Source organism: Corynebacterium aurimucosum ATCC 700975 (genome assembly GCF_000022905.1).
In the GTDB taxonomy this organism is placed as follows: Bacteria; Actinomycetota; Actinomycetes; order Mycobacteriales; family Mycobacteriaceae; genus Corynebacterium; species Corynebacterium aurimucosum_F.
Genome location: NC_012590.1, coordinates 124,797 through 141,117 on the forward strand (window position 1 = coordinate 124,797; position 16,321 = coordinate 141,117).

Annotated in this window: 14 protein-coding genes and 1 tRNA gene; 7 read left to right on the top strand and 8 right to left on the bottom strand. The window is 59.6% G+C overall.

What is annotated here, in order from left to right; translation table 11 throughout:
• The first annotated feature begins 33 nt into the window (after positions 1–33).
• The gene (locus tag CAURI_RS00790) at positions 34–288 is read left to right on the top strand and encodes a MoaD/ThiS family protein (RefSeq protein WP_010188351.1); all 255 of its coding nucleotides are present in this window, start codon (positions 34–36) and stop codon (positions 286–288) included.
• Here the strand turns inward: CAURI_RS00790 and CAURI_RS00795 are convergent.
• From CAURI_RS00795 to CAURI_RS00810, 4 genes are read right to left on the bottom strand one after another with little or no spacing between them, the layout of a single operon-like run.
• Positions 285–656, bottom strand: a complete 372-nt coding sequence (locus CAURI_RS00795; RefSeq protein ID WP_010188352.1) for a phage holin family protein — start codon at positions 654–656, stop codon at positions 285–287. The genes CAURI_RS00790 and CAURI_RS00795 overlap by 4 nt on opposite strands.
• A gap of 21 nt (positions 657–677) precedes the next feature.
• Positions 678–1,736 carry a histidinol-phosphate transaminase gene (gene hisC, locus CAURI_RS00800; protein ID WP_010188353.1) on the bottom strand — a complete coding sequence of 353 codons (1,059 nt, stop codon included), beginning with the start codon at positions 1,734–1,736 and terminating at the stop codon, positions 678–680.
• Between the two features lie 10 nt (positions 1,737–1,746).
• The gene (locus CAURI_RS00805; RefSeq protein ID WP_010188354.1) at positions 1,747–3,420 is read right to left on the bottom strand and encodes an alpha-keto acid decarboxylase family protein; all 1,674 of its coding nucleotides are present in this window, start codon (positions 3,418–3,420) and stop codon (positions 1,747–1,749) included.
• A 13-nt stretch (positions 3,421–3,433) separates the two neighbouring features.
• Positions 3,434–4,831 (bottom strand): amino acid permease, encoded by a 1,398-nt coding sequence (locus CAURI_RS00810; RefSeq protein WP_012714747.1) that lies wholly within the window; start codon positions 4,829–4,831, stop codon positions 3,434–3,436.
• 113 nt (positions 4,832–4,944) lie between these two features.
• Between CAURI_RS00810 and CAURI_RS00815 the strand changes: the two genes are divergently transcribed.
• The 4 genes from CAURI_RS00815 (at position 4,945) to CAURI_RS00830 (ending at position 7,399) form a co-directional block, all read left to right on the top strand.
• Positions 4,945–6,099 carry a PucR family transcriptional regulator gene (locus CAURI_RS00815; protein WP_012714748.1) on the top strand — a complete coding sequence of 385 codons (1,155 nt, stop codon included), beginning with the start codon at positions 4,945–4,947 and terminating at the stop codon, positions 6,097–6,099.
• Positions 6,100–6,144: 45 nt separating this feature from the next.
• A tRNA-Ser gene (locus tag CAURI_RS00820) sits at positions 6,145–6,233 on the top strand.
• A gap of 137 nt (positions 6,234–6,370) precedes the next feature.
• A complete protein-coding gene (locus CAURI_RS00825; RefSeq protein ID WP_035116966.1) occupies positions 6,371–6,718 on the top strand; it encodes a hypothetical protein in 348 nt (115 codons plus the stop codon).
• A 243-nt stretch (positions 6,719–6,961) separates the two neighbouring features.
• The gene (locus CAURI_RS00830; protein ID WP_010188359.1) at positions 6,962–7,399 is read left to right on the top strand and encodes an NUDIX domain-containing protein; all 438 of its coding nucleotides are present in this window, start codon (positions 6,962–6,964) and stop codon (positions 7,397–7,399) included.
• A 579-nt stretch (positions 7,400–7,978) separates the two neighbouring features.
• Here CAURI_RS00830 and CAURI_RS00835 read toward each other — a convergent pair.
• From CAURI_RS00835 to CAURI_RS00850, 4 genes are all read right to left on the bottom strand, one after another.
• Entirely contained in the window at positions 7,979–8,341 is a 363-nt protein-coding gene (locus CAURI_RS00835; RefSeq protein WP_010188361.1) for a DoxX family protein, read from the bottom strand.
• Complete coding sequence (locus CAURI_RS00840; protein ID WP_010188362.1) at positions 8,338–8,913, bottom strand: TetR/AcrR family transcriptional regulator; 576 nt, start codon at positions 8,911–8,913, stop codon at positions 8,338–8,340. Before CAURI_RS00840 ends, CAURI_RS00835 begins: the two co-directional genes overlap by 4 nt.
• Positions 8,914–9,856: 943 nt before the next feature.
• Positions 9,857–10,249, bottom strand: a complete 393-nt coding sequence (locus tag CAURI_RS00845; protein ID WP_010188366.1) for an NUDIX hydrolase — start codon at positions 10,247–10,249, stop codon at positions 9,857–9,859.
• A gap of 20 nt (positions 10,250–10,269) precedes the next feature.
• Positions 10,270–11,454, bottom strand: a complete 1,185-nt coding sequence (locus CAURI_RS00850; protein ID WP_011272788.1) for an Nramp family divalent metal transporter — start codon at positions 11,452–11,454, stop codon at positions 10,270–10,272.
• A 174-nt stretch (positions 11,455–11,628) separates the two neighbouring features.
• Here CAURI_RS00850 and CAURI_RS00855 point away from each other — a divergent pair, with 174 nt between their 5' ends.
• Both CAURI_RS00855 and CAURI_RS00860 read left to right on the top strand, forming a co-directional pair.
• On the top strand, positions 11,629–14,169 hold the full coding sequence (locus CAURI_RS00855) for a YhgE/Pip domain-containing protein (RefSeq protein WP_012714752.1): 2,541 nt from the start codon (positions 11,629–11,631) through the stop codon (positions 14,167–14,169).
• A complete protein-coding gene (locus tag CAURI_RS00860) occupies positions 14,169–16,217 on the top strand; it encodes a YhgE/Pip domain-containing protein (RefSeq protein ID WP_010188377.1) in 2,049 nt (682 codons plus the stop codon). The genes CAURI_RS00855 and CAURI_RS00860 overlap by 1 nt, the downstream gene beginning before the upstream one ends.
• The last annotated feature ends 104 nt before the right edge of the window (positions 16,218–16,321 follow it).

Consider the following 16,321-nt stretch of genomic DNA (forward strand, 5'->3'; position numbering starts at 1 on the left):
CTTCCTGTCACAGAGGCTGGCATAGTGGCAACCATGGTTGACATACACTACTTTGCCGCAGCCCGCGCTGCTGCGGGGCGCGCGCAAGACACGGCGCAGGCGGCGACCTTGGGGGAGCTGTTGGACGTGTTGCGTGCTCGGCATACTGGCAGCACCGAGGCCGGCATGAGCTTTGCGGAGGTGCTGGAGCGCTGCACCTTCCTGGTGGATGGCGCGAGCGCTACCGAGGACGCCGTGCTTGCCGACGCCTCCCGAGTCGACGTTCTCCCGCCTTTTGCTGGGGGTTAGTTGCGGACCCGCAGCGGGCTGGTGAAGAAGTTCACCACGCTGGAAACAATGGCGAGGACAACCGCGCCGATGATGGCGGCACCCCAGCCGTCGATGACGAGTGAGTCCATCAGCGCGCTGACGAGGAGCAGGACCGCGCCGTTGATGACGAGCGCGAAGAGGCCCAGTGTTAGGCAGGTCAGCGGTGCGCCGAGGAAGCGGAGCACCGGGGTGACGACCTCGTTGACGATGATGAAGACCGCCGCGATGAGCAGGAAATTCTGGGTGGTCGCAGGGACAATGTCGATTCCGGGGACAATCGCCACCACGGCCCAGAAGGCCACCGCGACGGCAATGACGTTGAGTGCAAAATTGATAAATGTCTTCACAACTGCACTCTAACGCGGAAACTAGCCCTCTGCACCGAAGGCCGCGTCCCAGGCCTTGAGCAGCGTCTCGGTCTCCTCCGCCGTAGTGACGGTGACGCGCACGCCCTCGGGGAAGGCGCGGACGAGGACGTCATTCTCCGCGAGCTGTGCGGCGACCTCCTGCGGGGAGCCCAGCTTCGCAATGCTGTCGGCGGCGAACCAGATGTGGTTGGCCTGGGACTCCGGAACGCCAAAGTCCGCGAAGTGCTCCACCAGGCGGTCGCGCTGCTTAACGGTCTCGTCGGTGCGCTCGCGCAACTCCTTCTGGGCGGCCAGCGAGGCCACAGCGCCAGCTTGTGCCACCGAGTTCACGGAGAAGGGGATGGATACCTTGCTTAAGGCCTCGATGATCTCGGCGTTGCCGAAGGCATAGCCCAAGCGGATGCCGGCCAGGCCATAGGCCTTGGAGAAGGTGCGCAGGCCAATGACATTGTCGTGGGTGTGGACATAGTCGGTGGCCAGCGGGACGGCGTCGTTGCGGTTGTACTCGATGTAGGCCTCATCGAGCGCCACGATGACGTCCTTCGGGACCTTGGCCAGGAAGGCGTCGAGCTCCTCCTTGGTGATGATGGAGCCCGTGGGGTTATTCGGGTTGCACACGAAGATCAGGCGGGTCTTATCCGTGATGGCAGCCGCCATGGCCTCCAAGTCGACGCGGTGATCCGCCGTGAGCGGGACTTTGACCGGGGTAGCACCCACGACCTGCGCGAAGATGGGATAAGCCTCGAAGGAGCGCCAGGGGAAGACAATCTCATCACCGGGCACCGAGGTGATCTGCACCAGCTGCTGGCATATCGCGGAGGAACCCGCGCCGCAGGTGACCTGCTCCGGGGTGACGCCAAGGTTTTCGGCGAGCGCCTTGCGGATTTCCACCGCGCCCATATCCGGGTAGCGGTTGACGTGTGCGGCTGCAGTTTCCATGGCCTTGAGCGCGCCGGGCAGCGGCTCCTGAGTTGCCTCATTGGAGGAGAGCTTCAAGGCGTGCTCGGCGTTCTTTCCGGGAACGTAGGCGGGCAGGGAGGAAAGGTCTGGTCGAATCATGGTCTCCACCTTAGGCGTTGCGCGGGCCGCGGGGCCCGAAGTCGAAGTCAGCGGTTTGCGGGCCGAAGGCCTGAAGGCCCTTCGGCGCGTCGAAAGCATCAAGGCGCACCTCGAGGAAGGCGCCGCGCTCTGGGTGGGCAGCGATGTCGTCTAGGGCCTTGGCCAGCTCGCTTTCGGTTGAGGCCACGTAAGACTCCATCGTGGTGTCCTTCATGAAGGCCTTCGGCAGAGCCGTGTAATCCCACATCTGGATCTCGTTGTACTCGCGCTCCATGCCCAAGATGTAGCGCTCGATGGTGTAGCCATCGTTGTTCACCAACACAATGATGGGCTTGAGGTCCTGGCGCAGGATGGTGGAGAGCTCCTGGGCGGTGAGCTGGAAGGAGCCGTCACCAATGAAGAGGACATGGCGGCGCTTGGGGTTAGCCAGCTGCGAGCCGAGGACGCACGGCAGGGTAAAGCCGATGGAGCCCCAAATGGTGGAGTTGATGTACTGCACGCCTTCGGGCATGCGCTGCTGGCCCAGGCCGATATTGGAGGTGCCGGCCTCGGCGATGACCACGTCATCTTCCTGGATGAAGCCGAGCATCTGCGGCCAGATGCGCTCCTGGGTCAGCGGGGCATCCGGGTTCGGCTCGAAGGGCTCGGGCTCGAAAGCCGCGCTTGTTGATGCCCCAGCTTCCGGGATGCGGTCGAGGAGGACGTCGAGAAGCTCCAGCGTATTGATGCCCACGAAGTACTCGCCGTCAGCGTTGAGGTGCTGGTCGCCGAAGTTATAGACGCGGGCATCGGCCAGGTTGTGGGTGAAGGAGCCGGAGTTGACCTCGATGAAGCGCGGGTTTGTGGTGACCAGGAAGTCGGACTTTTCGATGCGCTCCTGCACGCCCGGTGCCGACGCCGCGCCGTTGTATGTGCCGATGAAGAGCGGGTGGCGCTCAGACAAGATGGCCTTGCCAGAAGAGAGCTGGGAGTAGGGCAGCTGGGCCTTGTCGATGATGGCGCGGAACTTCTCCGTGAAACCGTGGCGGTTGGTGTCCTGATCGATGAGGATGATCGGGTCCTTGGCCTTCGCGAGGTGCTCCAGCACGTAGTCCGCAGCGGCGTTCAGGCGCTCCGGATCGGAGGGCGCCAGCTCGGTGGAGAAAGGCTCGTCGGGGACCTCGATGCTCAGGTGCGTGATATCGGAAGGAATCTGGATGTGGACCGGGCGTTTCTCGCGCAGGCAGGTGTGCAGGGCGCGGTCGAATTCCTCGACCACGTTCATGGGGGACACACGCGTGGCCACCTCGGTGAAGGGTGCAAAGGAATCCAGCATGTTGGCAAAGTCGCCGTCGGCAAGCGAGTGGTGCAGGTTCCAGCGGAACTCCGTGGCGTACTGCGGCGGCGCGCCCGCCAGCGACACCAGCGGGACGTGTTCGGCACGTGCACCGGCGATGCCGTTGAGGGCGGAAAGCTCGCCCACGCCATAGGTGGTGAGCAGGCAGCCTACGCCGCGTTGGCGGGCGTAGCCATCGGCAGCATAGGCGGCGTTGAGCTCGTTGCAGGCGCCGACGAAGCGGATGCCCTCGGATGCCTCAATCTGCTCGAGGAAGCTCAGGTTGAAGTCACCGGGCACGCCGATGATTTCAGTAATGCCGATGGCCTTGAGGCGGTCCAGGATGAAATCACCAATGGTGGTCTGCATGAGAGGGTCCTTTCTAGTTGTTTCGGGCGTCGTGGCGCTTCTTGCCCAGCCAGATGAGGGCCAAGGTCACAATCCAACAGGGTAGGACAATGGCGCCGGTGCGGTAGTCGGGCAGCGTAAACATTAAGGCGACTATGAGGGCGAAGAAGCCCAAGCACAAGTAGTTAGCGATGGGGTAGAGGGGTGCGCGGAAAGCAGCATCCGGGCAGCGCTTGCGGAAGTTCAGGTGTGCTATGGCAATGGCGGACCAGGAGATGAGCTCCGCGCCGACGATGATGGCGAGGAGAACAATCAGGATCTTGCCCTCGAAGAGGAAATTAAGCAGCACGGCAGAACCCATGAGCAGGGAGTTGAAGAGCAAGGCGCGAACCGGCACGCCCTTGGCGCTGACGGAGTTGAAGAAGGGCGGGGCTTGGCCGCCGCGGGAAAGATCCCGCAGCATGCGCGCGCCGGAGAAGGTCATGGTGTTGAACACGGAGACGGCGGCGACGAGCACGATGAGGTTGAGGCCCGTGGCGGCGGCCGTAATGCCTAGGGTGCTCAGCGCGCGTACGAAGGGGGAGGTAGAGGTATCGAGCTCATTCCACGGAGCGAGCAGCACGATGATGCTGATGCCGCCGACGTAGAAAATGAGGATGCGCCAGATGACGTTGTTGATGGCCTTGGGCAGGCTTTTAGCGGGATCCTGCGCCTCGCCCGCGGCGGTACCAATGGAGATGATGCCGCCGAAGGAGAAAAACACCGCGACGAGGGAGAAGAGCATGCCGGTAGCGCCGTTAGGAAAGAAGCCGCCGTGCTCAGTGATGTTGCTTAAGCCCAGGGCGGGCTCCGGGGTGAGGCCGAAGACAATGGCCGCGCCGACGACGATCATGAGGATGAGCGCGGCAACCTTGATGAGGGAGAGCCAGAATTCCGCCTCGGCGAAGGCGCCGACGTGCACCAGGTTGATGGCGGTGACGATAACGAGCGCGACGAGAGCGGTCAGCCAGTGTGGGATTCCGGGGAACCAGAAGTCCATGATGGTTCCGGCAGCGGTGAGCTCCAGCATGCCGACGACGATGGTGGTAAACCACCAGTTCCAGCCGGTGACGAAGCCAGCGATGGGGCCGATGTACTCGCGGGCATACGCGCTAAAAGAACCGGCGACGGGGTGCTCCACGGCCATCTCACCAAGCATGCGCATGATGAGGAAGATGATGAAGCCGCCGATGGCATAGGCGGCGATAACGCCGGGGCCGGCCTCCTGGATGGAGGCGCCTGAGCCTAAGAAGAGGCCCGTGCCGATGCACGAGCCAAAAGCGATCATCTGCAGGTGGCGCGACTTCATGCCGCGCTGCAGGCCGTCGTCTGCACTCGTGTTGTCGCTGGCGACAACGTCCTGTGCTTTGACGGAATTATTGGTTGTGGTCATAAAGACGCCCTTCATGAACGTATATGTGTGACATGGGTCATTTAGCTGTAGGAGATTATTGCGCAGCACAGTTTTGTTTGTCACTAGACAATATTCTTAAGTATCTTTGACATATGTCAAAAGTGCCGCCCCCGCAGCTGATGAACATTCAAGACATCGTCGACGATTGTGCCCAGATCCTGCAGCGTTCCGTTGAGGTGACTACCCCCGCCATCGCGGTGATCGCGGCCAGTGCTCAGATTGGTGCCATCGATAAGAACCGTGCGGCCTCTATTCTTAATCGCACCCCGCCCCCGGAGCCGATTCCGTGGATGCTGAGTTTCGGTATTCAAGAGGCGGTTCTGCCGGTTCGCCTGCCCGCCAACCCGCGCTATGACATGCTGCCTCGCGTGGTCATCCCCCTGCGTCATGAGGATCGGCTCGTGGGCTATCTGTGGATTATTGATGAGCCCGCGCTGGGTGATGCCCCCTTGGTCCGCCTCGGTTCTTTAACGGCTCCGCTAGCCAGGCTTATCGACGAACGCGATGCGCCCCTCGCCGCCCGCGCCCAACAGCTCGGCGAGCTGGCCCGCGAGGTGCTCACCGGTGATCCAGCCGCGCTGGCTGGGGCGCGTGAGCGCGATCTCTTGCCCTCCGATGGTGAGCTGACCGTGCATCGCGTGCTGGTGGAGGGCGATCAGCGCGCGGTGGCCGTGGAGCTTGCCCGCCCGCTGGTGCGCCGTCCTTTCCTGGTTGCGGATTCTCACGATTCCCTCGTGCTCATTGAGTGCCGTCGCGATGACAAGGACACCGAGGCTCTCATGGAGGAGCTACAGAGTGCCGCGCTCGTCGCCGGCGCCGAAGTGGTAGCCCGCGGCTCGGCGCCGACGGCCCCGCAGGCGCGACTCATGGCGGACGTGGCCAAGCTCTGCGGCCAGGATTTACTGCGCTGGGAGGAGGCTGGCGCGTGGCGGTTGCTGCGCGGATGGGAGCTGACCTCAGCAACGGTGGCGGAGATGAGCCCGGATGCCGCGGTGCTTCTCGACGACCTCCGCAACTCCTACTGGCACACCCTGCTGACCTATTTTGAGCATTCCCGCAATGTCTCTGCGACCGCTAATGCACTCTATATTCACCGCGCTACTCTGCATTACCGCCTAGACCGCGTGCGTGAGATTCTCGGGCCCGGCGTGCTCGATGACGGCTGGCGCTGCGCGGCTCTCTACGTGGCCCTCAAGCTGCATGCGGCGCTTCAGGGAAAGAATAGGGAAGCCCCATTTTGTCCATAGGGGAAGCACTCAGGTAGAGTGATGGACGATTCATTGCGAATCGCTGGAGACGTGCCAGAGCGGCCGAATGGGGCTCCCTGCTAAGGAGTTGACTTACTTGCGTAGGTCCGGAGGTTCAAATCCTCTCGTCTCCGCAAACTACAGAACCCGAGTCATCGTTTTACCGGTGGCTCGGGATTCTACGTTTTCAGTCGCTTCGTATGTCGGCAGCCTGTGAGCAGAGAACTTAGAATGAAGGCACTGAGCTTAATCTGTGCTGGCTGGGAGCGTCATGGAGTTACCAAATGAGCCAATCTGGGATGTGGAAAGTAACGTGAACATCGATCCCGATGAGAGCTTTGTTCGAATTAGGCTGCATGAAGACAGCGTTGTAGCTGAATTTACTATTGCCGAGCTGTGTAGTTTCTTTGGAATTAACGGTTTCGACTGCCTGCAGCGACAATTCAAGGCTTGGTATGGCTTGGACGCTTTCGCGTGGGATTCAAAACTTAAAGTCCATTGTGAACAAATCCCTTTCTCCAAATATTTTGTTCTTTCCAAAATCCATGAGTGCTATTCCCTGCAGCCACTTCCCGAAGCAACGAACGGCGTAGTGAGGTGGGGGATGAAAAAGAAGTAATTATCGGGCGAATGTGCTTGATGGCGAAATGGGGGCAGGGTGGTTCCGAAGAATTATTGGTCACCTAGTTCAGCACTTGCGTCCTGTGGCTGCGAGGCACTCTAAAACCGGAAGGGCCGCTTTAGCGCAAGCTTCTTCTGCAGGATACCCATTCGTGCTTTCGGTAATATTGGTAACGGGAATTTGCTCAGCTACAGATTTTTTGTCCCCAAAAGCATTCAATAACGTGATCTAAGGAGAAAAATGATCGACTCTCAAACTGGATGGTTTTTTGTTCACGCTAGTGTGAAGGTTATTCCAGTCCTCGGCGGTAAGGTGCTATTGGGGCTTAATCCTAGGGGGGATTGGGAGCTACTCGGAGGCTGGCCGGACAGGGGAGACTTATCGCTTCGCGAGACAGCTCAGCGCGAGTTGAAAGAAGAGGCAAATTTAGAGACTCTCCCCGATACCCTAGTAGATGCGTTTCTTCTAAGAGATCCGAAAGTGGAAAATCCGGTTGCGATTATCGCATATGGGGTCACCGTGTCATTGAATGAAGGGATTGATATTAGTGAAAGCATCGAGCATGAAAAGCTAGGTTTATTTGGAAAGGATGAGATTTCGGGTTTGCAAAATCTCTTGCCGGAATATAAGACCGTGATTTTGAAATATCTGGAGATGGGTGGAAATAACAAAAGCTAGTCAATATAAACAGAGGCTCGACAGAGATCCTTCCGAAGGTCTTAAGCGAAAGCTATCGGCTGATGAGGTGATGAAGTTGACGAACGAACTTGGAGACTGGCGTTCGTTTACTGCAGTCCCAGAGAAAATTAGAGAGTATTCTGAGGAACCAAGTTTTCGTGCTGCGTTGTCTGCCTTTTCAGATATGGATAGTGGAAATAAGCGTCAAACTTTACAGGGGATTTGCCAAGTTACCATTGAGCCTGATGGCAGAGTTTTAGGTGCCTGTTGCCACAACATCCAGGAGCTCAATTGTTTCATGCCGATTCAGAGCACTACTTAGCCACTGTTGAGCGGGTTCATGTTGTGGTGCTGCGGAGTGGAAGGCATGAACGAGAATGTTGACATCAGGAATGATCATCGAGCGCCGCCCACACGGCTTCCTTGTCGCTGAGATCAACTAGAGCTGGTCCGCCGCAATCGAAGGAGGGGAGGTCTATCCTGGTGCGCATACGTTTAGAGTAGAAAGCATCAAGTCATCAATCAAGGGGTGCAATGATGCATCTGCCTTCAGGAAGCCGTGAAAGGTTGACTGGTGTCTTAATTCAGTGCGAGCGTCAGGATCAGTACTCCGATGGAGAGTGCGAGCATGCCTAAGCAGTTGATCCAGAATGCGCTACCGAGGAAGTGGGCGCGGACATGGGCTGCTGCGGCTGCGCAGAAGTATGCGATGACGCCAACCATGGTTGCAATTCCTACGCCGGGGAACCAGAGGCCGGCAATGAGTCCTGCGGCGGCGAGATACTTGATGACAATGAGCGCCCACCACCAGTCCTTGGGGAGTTTGACGCCGCTGAGGCAGGCTTCGATAAAGGGGACTGGTTTGAGGGAGAGGGCGGCGTCGCCAAGCAGGATGGCAGCCAGTAGCAGGGAGGGCCAAGCGGGGGAGGATTCTAGGATCATTGGGTTACTCCGAATGCGGTGTTGAGGCGTTCGATGGATGAGGCGGCTTGGGAGGTGAGTTGTTCGGTGTCGTAGAGGCCCGCGGCCCACCCGATGAGAAAGCCGAGGTAGACGTTGTATAGCAGGTTGGAGTACTCGGCTGCATCGTCACTGTTGAGTCTGGAGCCAAGGCGCAGGGTGATTTCATCGGTCAGGAGTGTTTTGAGCGCGGTGAGTGCTTCGCCTTGATTTCCTTGTTGGATGAGTGCCGCGCCGAACGCACGGGAGAGTTCTTCGTGGCCGGTGAACATCTGGAGGAATGGCTTGAGGACATCGAGGAGGCTATCGGATTGCCCCCGAATCTCGTCGTGGAGCTCTGAAATGTGTTGGCCAATGGTGCGGATGAGCAGCGTTTGTTTGTCGCCGACTCCCATGACGGTTCCCACGCTGACGCCAGCCTCGGATGCGATGGTCCGGATGCTGGTGGTGGCGTAGCCCTGGGTGAGGAAGAGATCGTAGGCGGTGGCCAGGACCTTGCTGTCGGTGCCAGCTTTGGCGGCCGAACGCGATGGGTGAACGTGTTCAGTGAACATGTTCAAAAGGGTAGCTCTTGATGGCTTCGGGGTCAATGACGCCGAAGTGTTGACAGTTGGCGCTAGGCCAGCGCGGGGAAGACGCGGTCGCGCAACAGATGCGCAAGTTCGCGGTCGGGTGCAGCTGGGTTGACCCAGGCGGTGTCGCCGATTTCGGCGGCGGCGTGGGGCTCGTCGGTGGTGACGGTGCGTGTGCAGGTGAAGATGGTGCCGACAATGACAGAAGCAGCAGGTAGGCCGAAGCCTAAAGGAGGCTAAATGTCAGCAGGGCGAATTGCGGCAAGATACGCCCTCTTGCGGGCTCTCGCAAGGATTTTTGGGGAAGTGTATACGTTCGTCTACGGTTTCCATTTTTTGCTTCCAAATTTGTCTACCACATGTAACTCTAGGGGGTGTCCGAGTTCTCGGCCATCTTCTCGCGAAAGGGATAAGGGCATGTATTGCCCCAAGAAATGTGCGCCTCTGGTAGTGCTGATTGCGGCAGTATCAGTTCTCGCTCCAGTTAAAGCACTTCCTCAGCGGGTTGGTTTTTGAAAACTATCGTTGCACTAAATGGCGAAGGTTTTAGGGTAGCGTGCTTGGAATTTCGCCATATGGACGTTGCTGAACTGTCTGGAGAGCAGTCAAAGAGAATCTACCGGTTAGGGAGAATAATTTATGTGGAAAAAAATCTTGGCCACTATTGGCGTTATTCTGATGACGCTTTCCGTTTATGTTCAATGGCCGTATGCTGTCACGATTGCTCTAGCAGTTTTGGTCATTGTCCTTGTGTTTCTTCCCAGCGGGAAGAAGTAAATGCCTGAGTAGGGGTGGGTATTTCAGCGGACCTGCCTCTGTCTTATGTTGATGAGCCGAGAAAATGGGCGCGGAGGTGCGCTGCTACAGATGCGTAGAAACAGGCGATGCGGCCTGTGGCTTCGAGATGCAATTTACGAAAACGTACCTACCCAGCCAGCGCGGGGAAGACGCGGTCACGCAACAGGTGCGCAAGCTCGCGGTCGGGTGCTGTTGGGTTGACCCAGGCGGTGTCCCCGATTTCGGCGGCGGCGTGGGGTTCGTCGGTGGTGACGGTGCGGGTGCAGGTGAAGATGGTGCCGACGACGGCCTCGCCCGGTTCGTTCGCGGCGGGGGCGTCGAAGGTGCCGAGTTCGTTGAGGCTCTCGGCGTCGAGAGTGAGGCCTACTTCTTCGGCGACTTCGCGCAGGGCGGCGTCGACAAGCGCTTCGCCCGCCTCAGGCTTGCCGCCGGGCAGCTGGTACTTGGTGGAGGACTTCTTGCGCACGGTAAGCACGTGGCCTTGTGGGTTGCGGATGACGACGGCTGCTACTTCAATCATGGCTGCTGATTGTAGGCGGCCTAGAGCAGCGGCAGGAGCACGAGGGCGAGATTGAGTGCGATGACCAGCGCGGCAAGCGTCCAGCCCACGGCCATAGACCAGGGTTTCGCGGCGAACTCACCCATGACGTCCCGGGAGCCGGCATAGCGGAAAAGCGGGATGATGGCGAAGGGGATGCCCAGGGAAAGAAGTGCCTGGCTGACCACCAGTGCCATAGTGGGGTCGACCCCGCAGCCGATGATGACCAGCGCCGGGATGAGCGTGACCAGGCGGCGGACTAGTAGGGGGACCTTGATGTGAAGCAGGCCGTCCATGATTTCGGAGCCGGCGTAGGCGCCCACTGACGTCGAGGCGAGGCCGCTGGCCAGCAGGCCGATGGCGAAGAGAACGCCGGCCAGCGGGCCGAGGTGGCTGGCAATCGCCGTGTGGGCCCCGGAGATGGTCTCTGTGCCGTCCACGCCGTAGAGGGCCGAGCCCGCCAGGACCAGCAGGCCCACGTTGACGAGCCCGGCGATGGACAGCGCCACGGCGATGTCCGCGCGGGTGCCGGCCAGCACGTGGGGGATTTCCAGGTCGGGGTAGCGCTGCTTGGTCAGGGAGGAGTGTAGGTAAATGGCGTGCGGCATGACGGTGGCGCCCAACATGGAGGCGGCCAGCAGGATGCTGTCCTTGCCCTCTAGGCGGGGGATGAGGCCGCCGGCCACGTCGGCGGGGTCGGGCGGGGCGATGGCGAGGCCGGCAAGGAAGCCGATGCAGATGACCAGGAGCAGGCCGATGACAAGCCCCTCGAACCACTGGTTCTTCTTCTGGAAGATGAGGAGAATGATGGAGACCGCGCCGATGATGAGCGCGCCCGCGAACAGGGGGAGGTTGAAGAGGAGTTGCAGGGCAATGGCGCCGCCGATGACTTCGGCGAGGTCGGTGGCCGCGGCGATGAGCTCGGCCTGGGCCCACATGCCTAGGCGCGCGCGGCGGGAGAGACGCTCGCCCATGATTTCCGGCAGGGAGCGGTGGGTGACTAGGCCCAGTTTGGCGGAGTGGTACTGGATGAACATGGCCATGAGGTTGGCCACGACGAGTACCCACACCAGGAGGTAGCCGTAGTGGGAGCCGGCACTGATGTTGGCGGCTACGTTGCCGGGGTCGACGTAAGCCACTGCAGCAACGAAGGCGGGGCCGGTGAGGCTGATTAAGGTCTTACGCATAGGCATCTCCATACCAAAAGTTCAACTACTTGAAGTCTAGTTTTCATCGCCATATGTTCAAGCCAGGGGTTTGATCCGGCAAACCATGTTAAAGTTTATTTGTTAATTATTTAAATTACTTTATGTATTTTGGCTGGTTAGAGACAGGGAGGTGCAACGGGTACACTGCCTTCAGTGCGCCAAAGTTGGAAGATTTTTATCAGAGATGTAGCCAGGCTTGGCCGCGTCCCCAGGGCGTGGATCATTCTCATCGGGCTCGTCATCACCCCCGCGTTGTATTCATGGGTGAACATCGCGGCTTTTCGTGACCCTTATGGCCATACCAACAACATCAAGGTGGCCGTGGTCAACGAGGATAAGGGTGCTAACAATGAGCTGACGGGGAAGATAGATGTCGGCAGCGAGGTCATTGAGAAACTCAAAAAGAATGACCAGATAGGCTGGCAATTCCTTGAGCGCGACGAAGCCGAGAAAGCCCTTTTAGAGGGAGACGTGTATGCCTCGGTGACGATTCCGGAGGACTTTAGCGAGAACCTCGTGAGCATGCTCGACGGGAAGTTCACGCAGCCGCAGCTGGTTTACCGCGTCAACGAGAAGAACAACGCCATCGCCGTGAAGATCACGGATACCGGTGCCAAAGGTCTGGACAAGCAGATCACGGCGGCCTTCAAGGAGCAGGTGGCCACCGTCGCGGCGGAGAACGTCAAGGACACCGGTACTGACTTCGAGCGAAAAGTCACGCGCGCGATGAACAACACCAGCTCCGCGTTCGGGGAGACCGCGCAGGAGATCGACGGCAACCGCGAAAACCTCGCGCGCATCCAGGGAAAGCTTGACGCCGCTGCTGATTCCACGTTGGGTGCCAAGTCCACGGTGGCTGATGTGAGTGCCGCGCTCGGCGACGCACAAACAGCCCTCGCCGAGGTCTCTTCCTTGGTCGACCAGGCCCAAGGAGGCATAGGGGACTTCACCGACCAGACCACCGGCGCCTTTGTTAGCGGTGCAAGTGCGGTGGCGGACGGCACCGCCCAGGCGCAGGAATCTATCGCGGATGTCACCGCGGGCCTGAACCAGGCCGGTGACCGTTTCGATTACGCCACGCAGCGGGCCAACACCGCCATTGACGCGAGTGCGGAATCGATTGCACAGCTCAAGGCCCTGCGCGATTCCGCAACGCTTTCACCGCAGGTGGCCAAGGAAATCGATGACGCCATCCAGCGCCTCGATGAGGGCAATGAGTCCAACCGCCAATTGGTGGGAAACCTGAATGCGCTGAGCAAGGATACCCAGGCCGCGGCGGACAACGTGCAGGCTAGCGCGGAGGCCATCAACCAGGCAGCGGCAGATACCAAGGCCACGTCGCAGACGCTGCGCGATACCGTGACCACCGCCGTGCCGGAAATCAACCGTGCCATGAGCAATCTGAGCTCCATGGCAAGTGCTTTGAGCTCCACCCTGGAAGCTCAGAAGGGCACCATGCAGGAGGCAGATGGTCTCCTGGATGGTGTTGCCCAGCAGCTGCGTGCCACGAAGGACACCTTGTCTGATTTCGATGCCAACCTCCTTGCCCTGCAGGACAGTCTGCGCGCTATGCAGGGCGATGTGGGCTCGCTGCGTGCCGCGATGAACTCCAAAGTCGTTCAAGATGTCACCGGGCTGGATGCGGAAGAAATCGGTAAGTTCTTTGCCGAGCCCATCGAGCTGAAGACCGAAACTGTGTACCCGGTGGACAGCTACGGCTCCGCTATGGCGGCGCTGTTTACCAACCTCTCCTTGTGGATTGGTGCCTTCGTTCTCATGGTGATCTTCCGGGTTGAGGTGGATAAGGAAGGCTTCGACCGAGTCACGGTGGGCCAGGCTTATTTGGGCCGCTTCCTCCTCATGGCCTTGATGGTCATCGTCCAGGCCGTCACGGTGACCGTGGGTGATCTGCTCATCGGCGTGCAAACCGTGAACGCACCGGCCTTCATTCTGACGGGCGTGCTCGTGGGGCTGGCCTACCTGAGCATCATCTACGCCTTGTCCTCATCCCTGGGACACCTGGGACGTGGCGTCTGCGTGGTCTTTGTCATTATCCAGATTCCGGGTGCCTCGGGCCTGTACCCGATTGAGCTGCTGCCCAACTTCTTCCACACCATCTACCCATTGCTGCCCTTCACGTACGGCATCGACGCCATGCGTGAAACCATCGGTGGCTTCTACGGCAACCACTACTTCAAGAACATGGGCGTGCTCGCCTTCATGTTCATTCTGTTCTTTGTCTTCGGCCTGCTTCTGCGCAAGGCATTGGCGCACTTCAATGCCATTTTCAACCGCGAGCTGCGGGACACCGAGCTCTTCGACTATGAAAACGTGCAGGTTGTCGGCTCGGGCTACCGCATCGCGGATGTCATCCAGGCGCTGGATAGCCGCAGTGGTCTGAAGAAGGATCTGGACCGCCGCGCACATGACTGGGGCTACTGGCTCAAGCTGGTGGCCATCGCCGGCGTTATCGGCGTGGTGATCCTCATCGTCGTCTCCGGTCTCTTGCCCGACCAGAAGCCGCTGCTTCTAGCTATTTGGACGGCGTGGTGCTTCCTCATCATTATCGCCGCGGTCACCCTGGACTACCTACGCATCAGTCTGAAGCAGTCCGCAGAGCTGGTGACGTTGGATGAGGATGACATCAAACATCCGGCTCGCATCGGGGCCGACTCCACGGAGGGGGATAACTAATGCGTGGAACACTCGATCTTTTCGTCAACGACATGCGCACCGCATGCCGCAACGTGATGAGCACGGTGATGCTCGTGGGCCTCGTCGTTATCCCGATGCTGTTCACCTGGTTTAACGTTCTGGCCAGCTGGGATCCCTTCGATAACACCAGCCAGCTCAAGGTGGCGGTGGCTAGCAAGGACACCGGCTATAAAAGCGATCTGTTGCCGGTGCCCATCAACGTCGGCGACCAGGTGCTCAATGAGCTACGTGCAAACGAGCAGCTGGATTGGGTTGTGACGACTTCCGATGAGGCGATTGAAGGTACCAAGTCCGGTGAGTATTACGCAGCCATCGTGCTGCCGGAAGATTTCAGTACCGACATGATGAACTTCTACACGGATGGATCCAAGCCCGCCGACTTGTCCTTCTATACGAATGAGAAGAAGAATGCGCTGGCGCCGAAGATCACTGGTCAGGGTGCAGAAGGCGTGTCGGCTCAGGTGGCCGAGGCCTTCACCACGACGGTCGGTGACGTCTCCTTCGATCTGGTCACCTCACTCTCCGACTTCTTGAGCCAGGGCGATACCAAGGCTGTGTTGGACCGGATGCAGGCGCGCGCGGATGGTGTGCAGACCCAGCTGGACATGGCCGCGCGTACCGCGCGTTCCCTCGCGGGCCTGGTGGATACCGCGGTTCCGCTCATGGAAAGCGCCCAGCGCATTGCGGACTCGGCAGACCTGGAGCTGCCGGAGATCCAGTCTTCCTCACTCAATGTTTCCACCGACGCCCTGCAGCAATCCCTCGATGCCACCAGCGCCAGTTATGACGTGGTACGCCAACGCATTGATGCGCTTTACGACGACGCCTCCGCCTCCCGCGCCGACCGTGTCGCCACGCTCAATACCTTAGCCGGCCAGGTAGAAGGCACGATTACCCAGTACCAGAACCTGCACGGCCACATTGAGGCCCTGCCGCTTCCTGCTGGGGATAAGGAGAAGGCGCTCAGCCGTATCGAGGAGGCCATCGACGCGCAGCGCACTCTCCACGCGCGCCTCACGGCAGCCGCGAACGCTCCCGAACCCACGAAGCCGGATCTCTCCAGCCTCGATGATGCCAAGAAGGCAGTGGAGGGAATCTCCACCTCCGGTCTGCGTGAATCCTTGCGCGCGCTGCAGGATTCCCTGGGCCAGGTAAGCGCGGACCTGGATACCGCGAAGACTCCCGTCACCATTGATTCCTCTTCCTTGACGGATGCTCGGGATGCGGTACAGAAGCTCGCCTCTGGCCTGCAAGACAAGGCCAACAAGTTTGGCGACCTGCGGAAGGATATTGACTCCGCTGCGGCGTCTGGTGACTTGAAGAAGTTGGCGGACCTCATCGGTTCCGATCCAGACGCACTGGCACACGCGATTGCGGCGCCGGTGGACGTCGACAGGCAAGCGGTCTACCCGGTTAAGAGCTTCGGCGCCGGCATGACGCCGATGTACACGGCGCTGGCGCTGTGGGTCGGCGCGCTGCTGACTGCGGTGAGCGTGCGAACCGACGTGGTGGACAAGGACAAGTACTCGCCGATGCAGCGCTTCTTCGGCCGCTTTGGAATGTTTGCCGCGGTTGGTCTCATGCAGTCGACGATGCTGATTCTGGGCCTTATCTTCTTCGTGGGGATCGAACCTGCCCACCCGATTCTCATGCTGTTGGCGGGCTGGGTTAGCTCGCTCATCTTTATGCTGATTTGCTATACCTTCGTGGTCTCCTTCGCCAACGCAGGCAAAGCGCTGGCGGTGCTGATGCTGGTGATTCAGGTGTCCTCGTCGGGCGGTGCTTACCCGCTGCAGGTGCTCCCAGATTGGTTCCAGAACATTAGCCCGTGGCTGCCGGCGACCTACACCATCCGTGCACTCCGCGCGGCCATCGCCGGAACCTATCACGGTGATTTCTGGCTCTCCCTGTTCGCCCTCTTGCTCTTTGCCGTGCCGATGCTCATTCTGGGTGTGGTCTTCCACAAGCCGCTGGAGAAGTTCACCAACGGTTGGGTGGAGACCTTGGACAAGACCAAGCTGATGTAGCGCCTACTTTGTGACGCCACCGCCTGGGCTGCTGCTTGTGATGTTTCGCATTATGAAATCGCGATATTTATGACTGAGAGGACTGCCCATCGAAAGCAATTAGC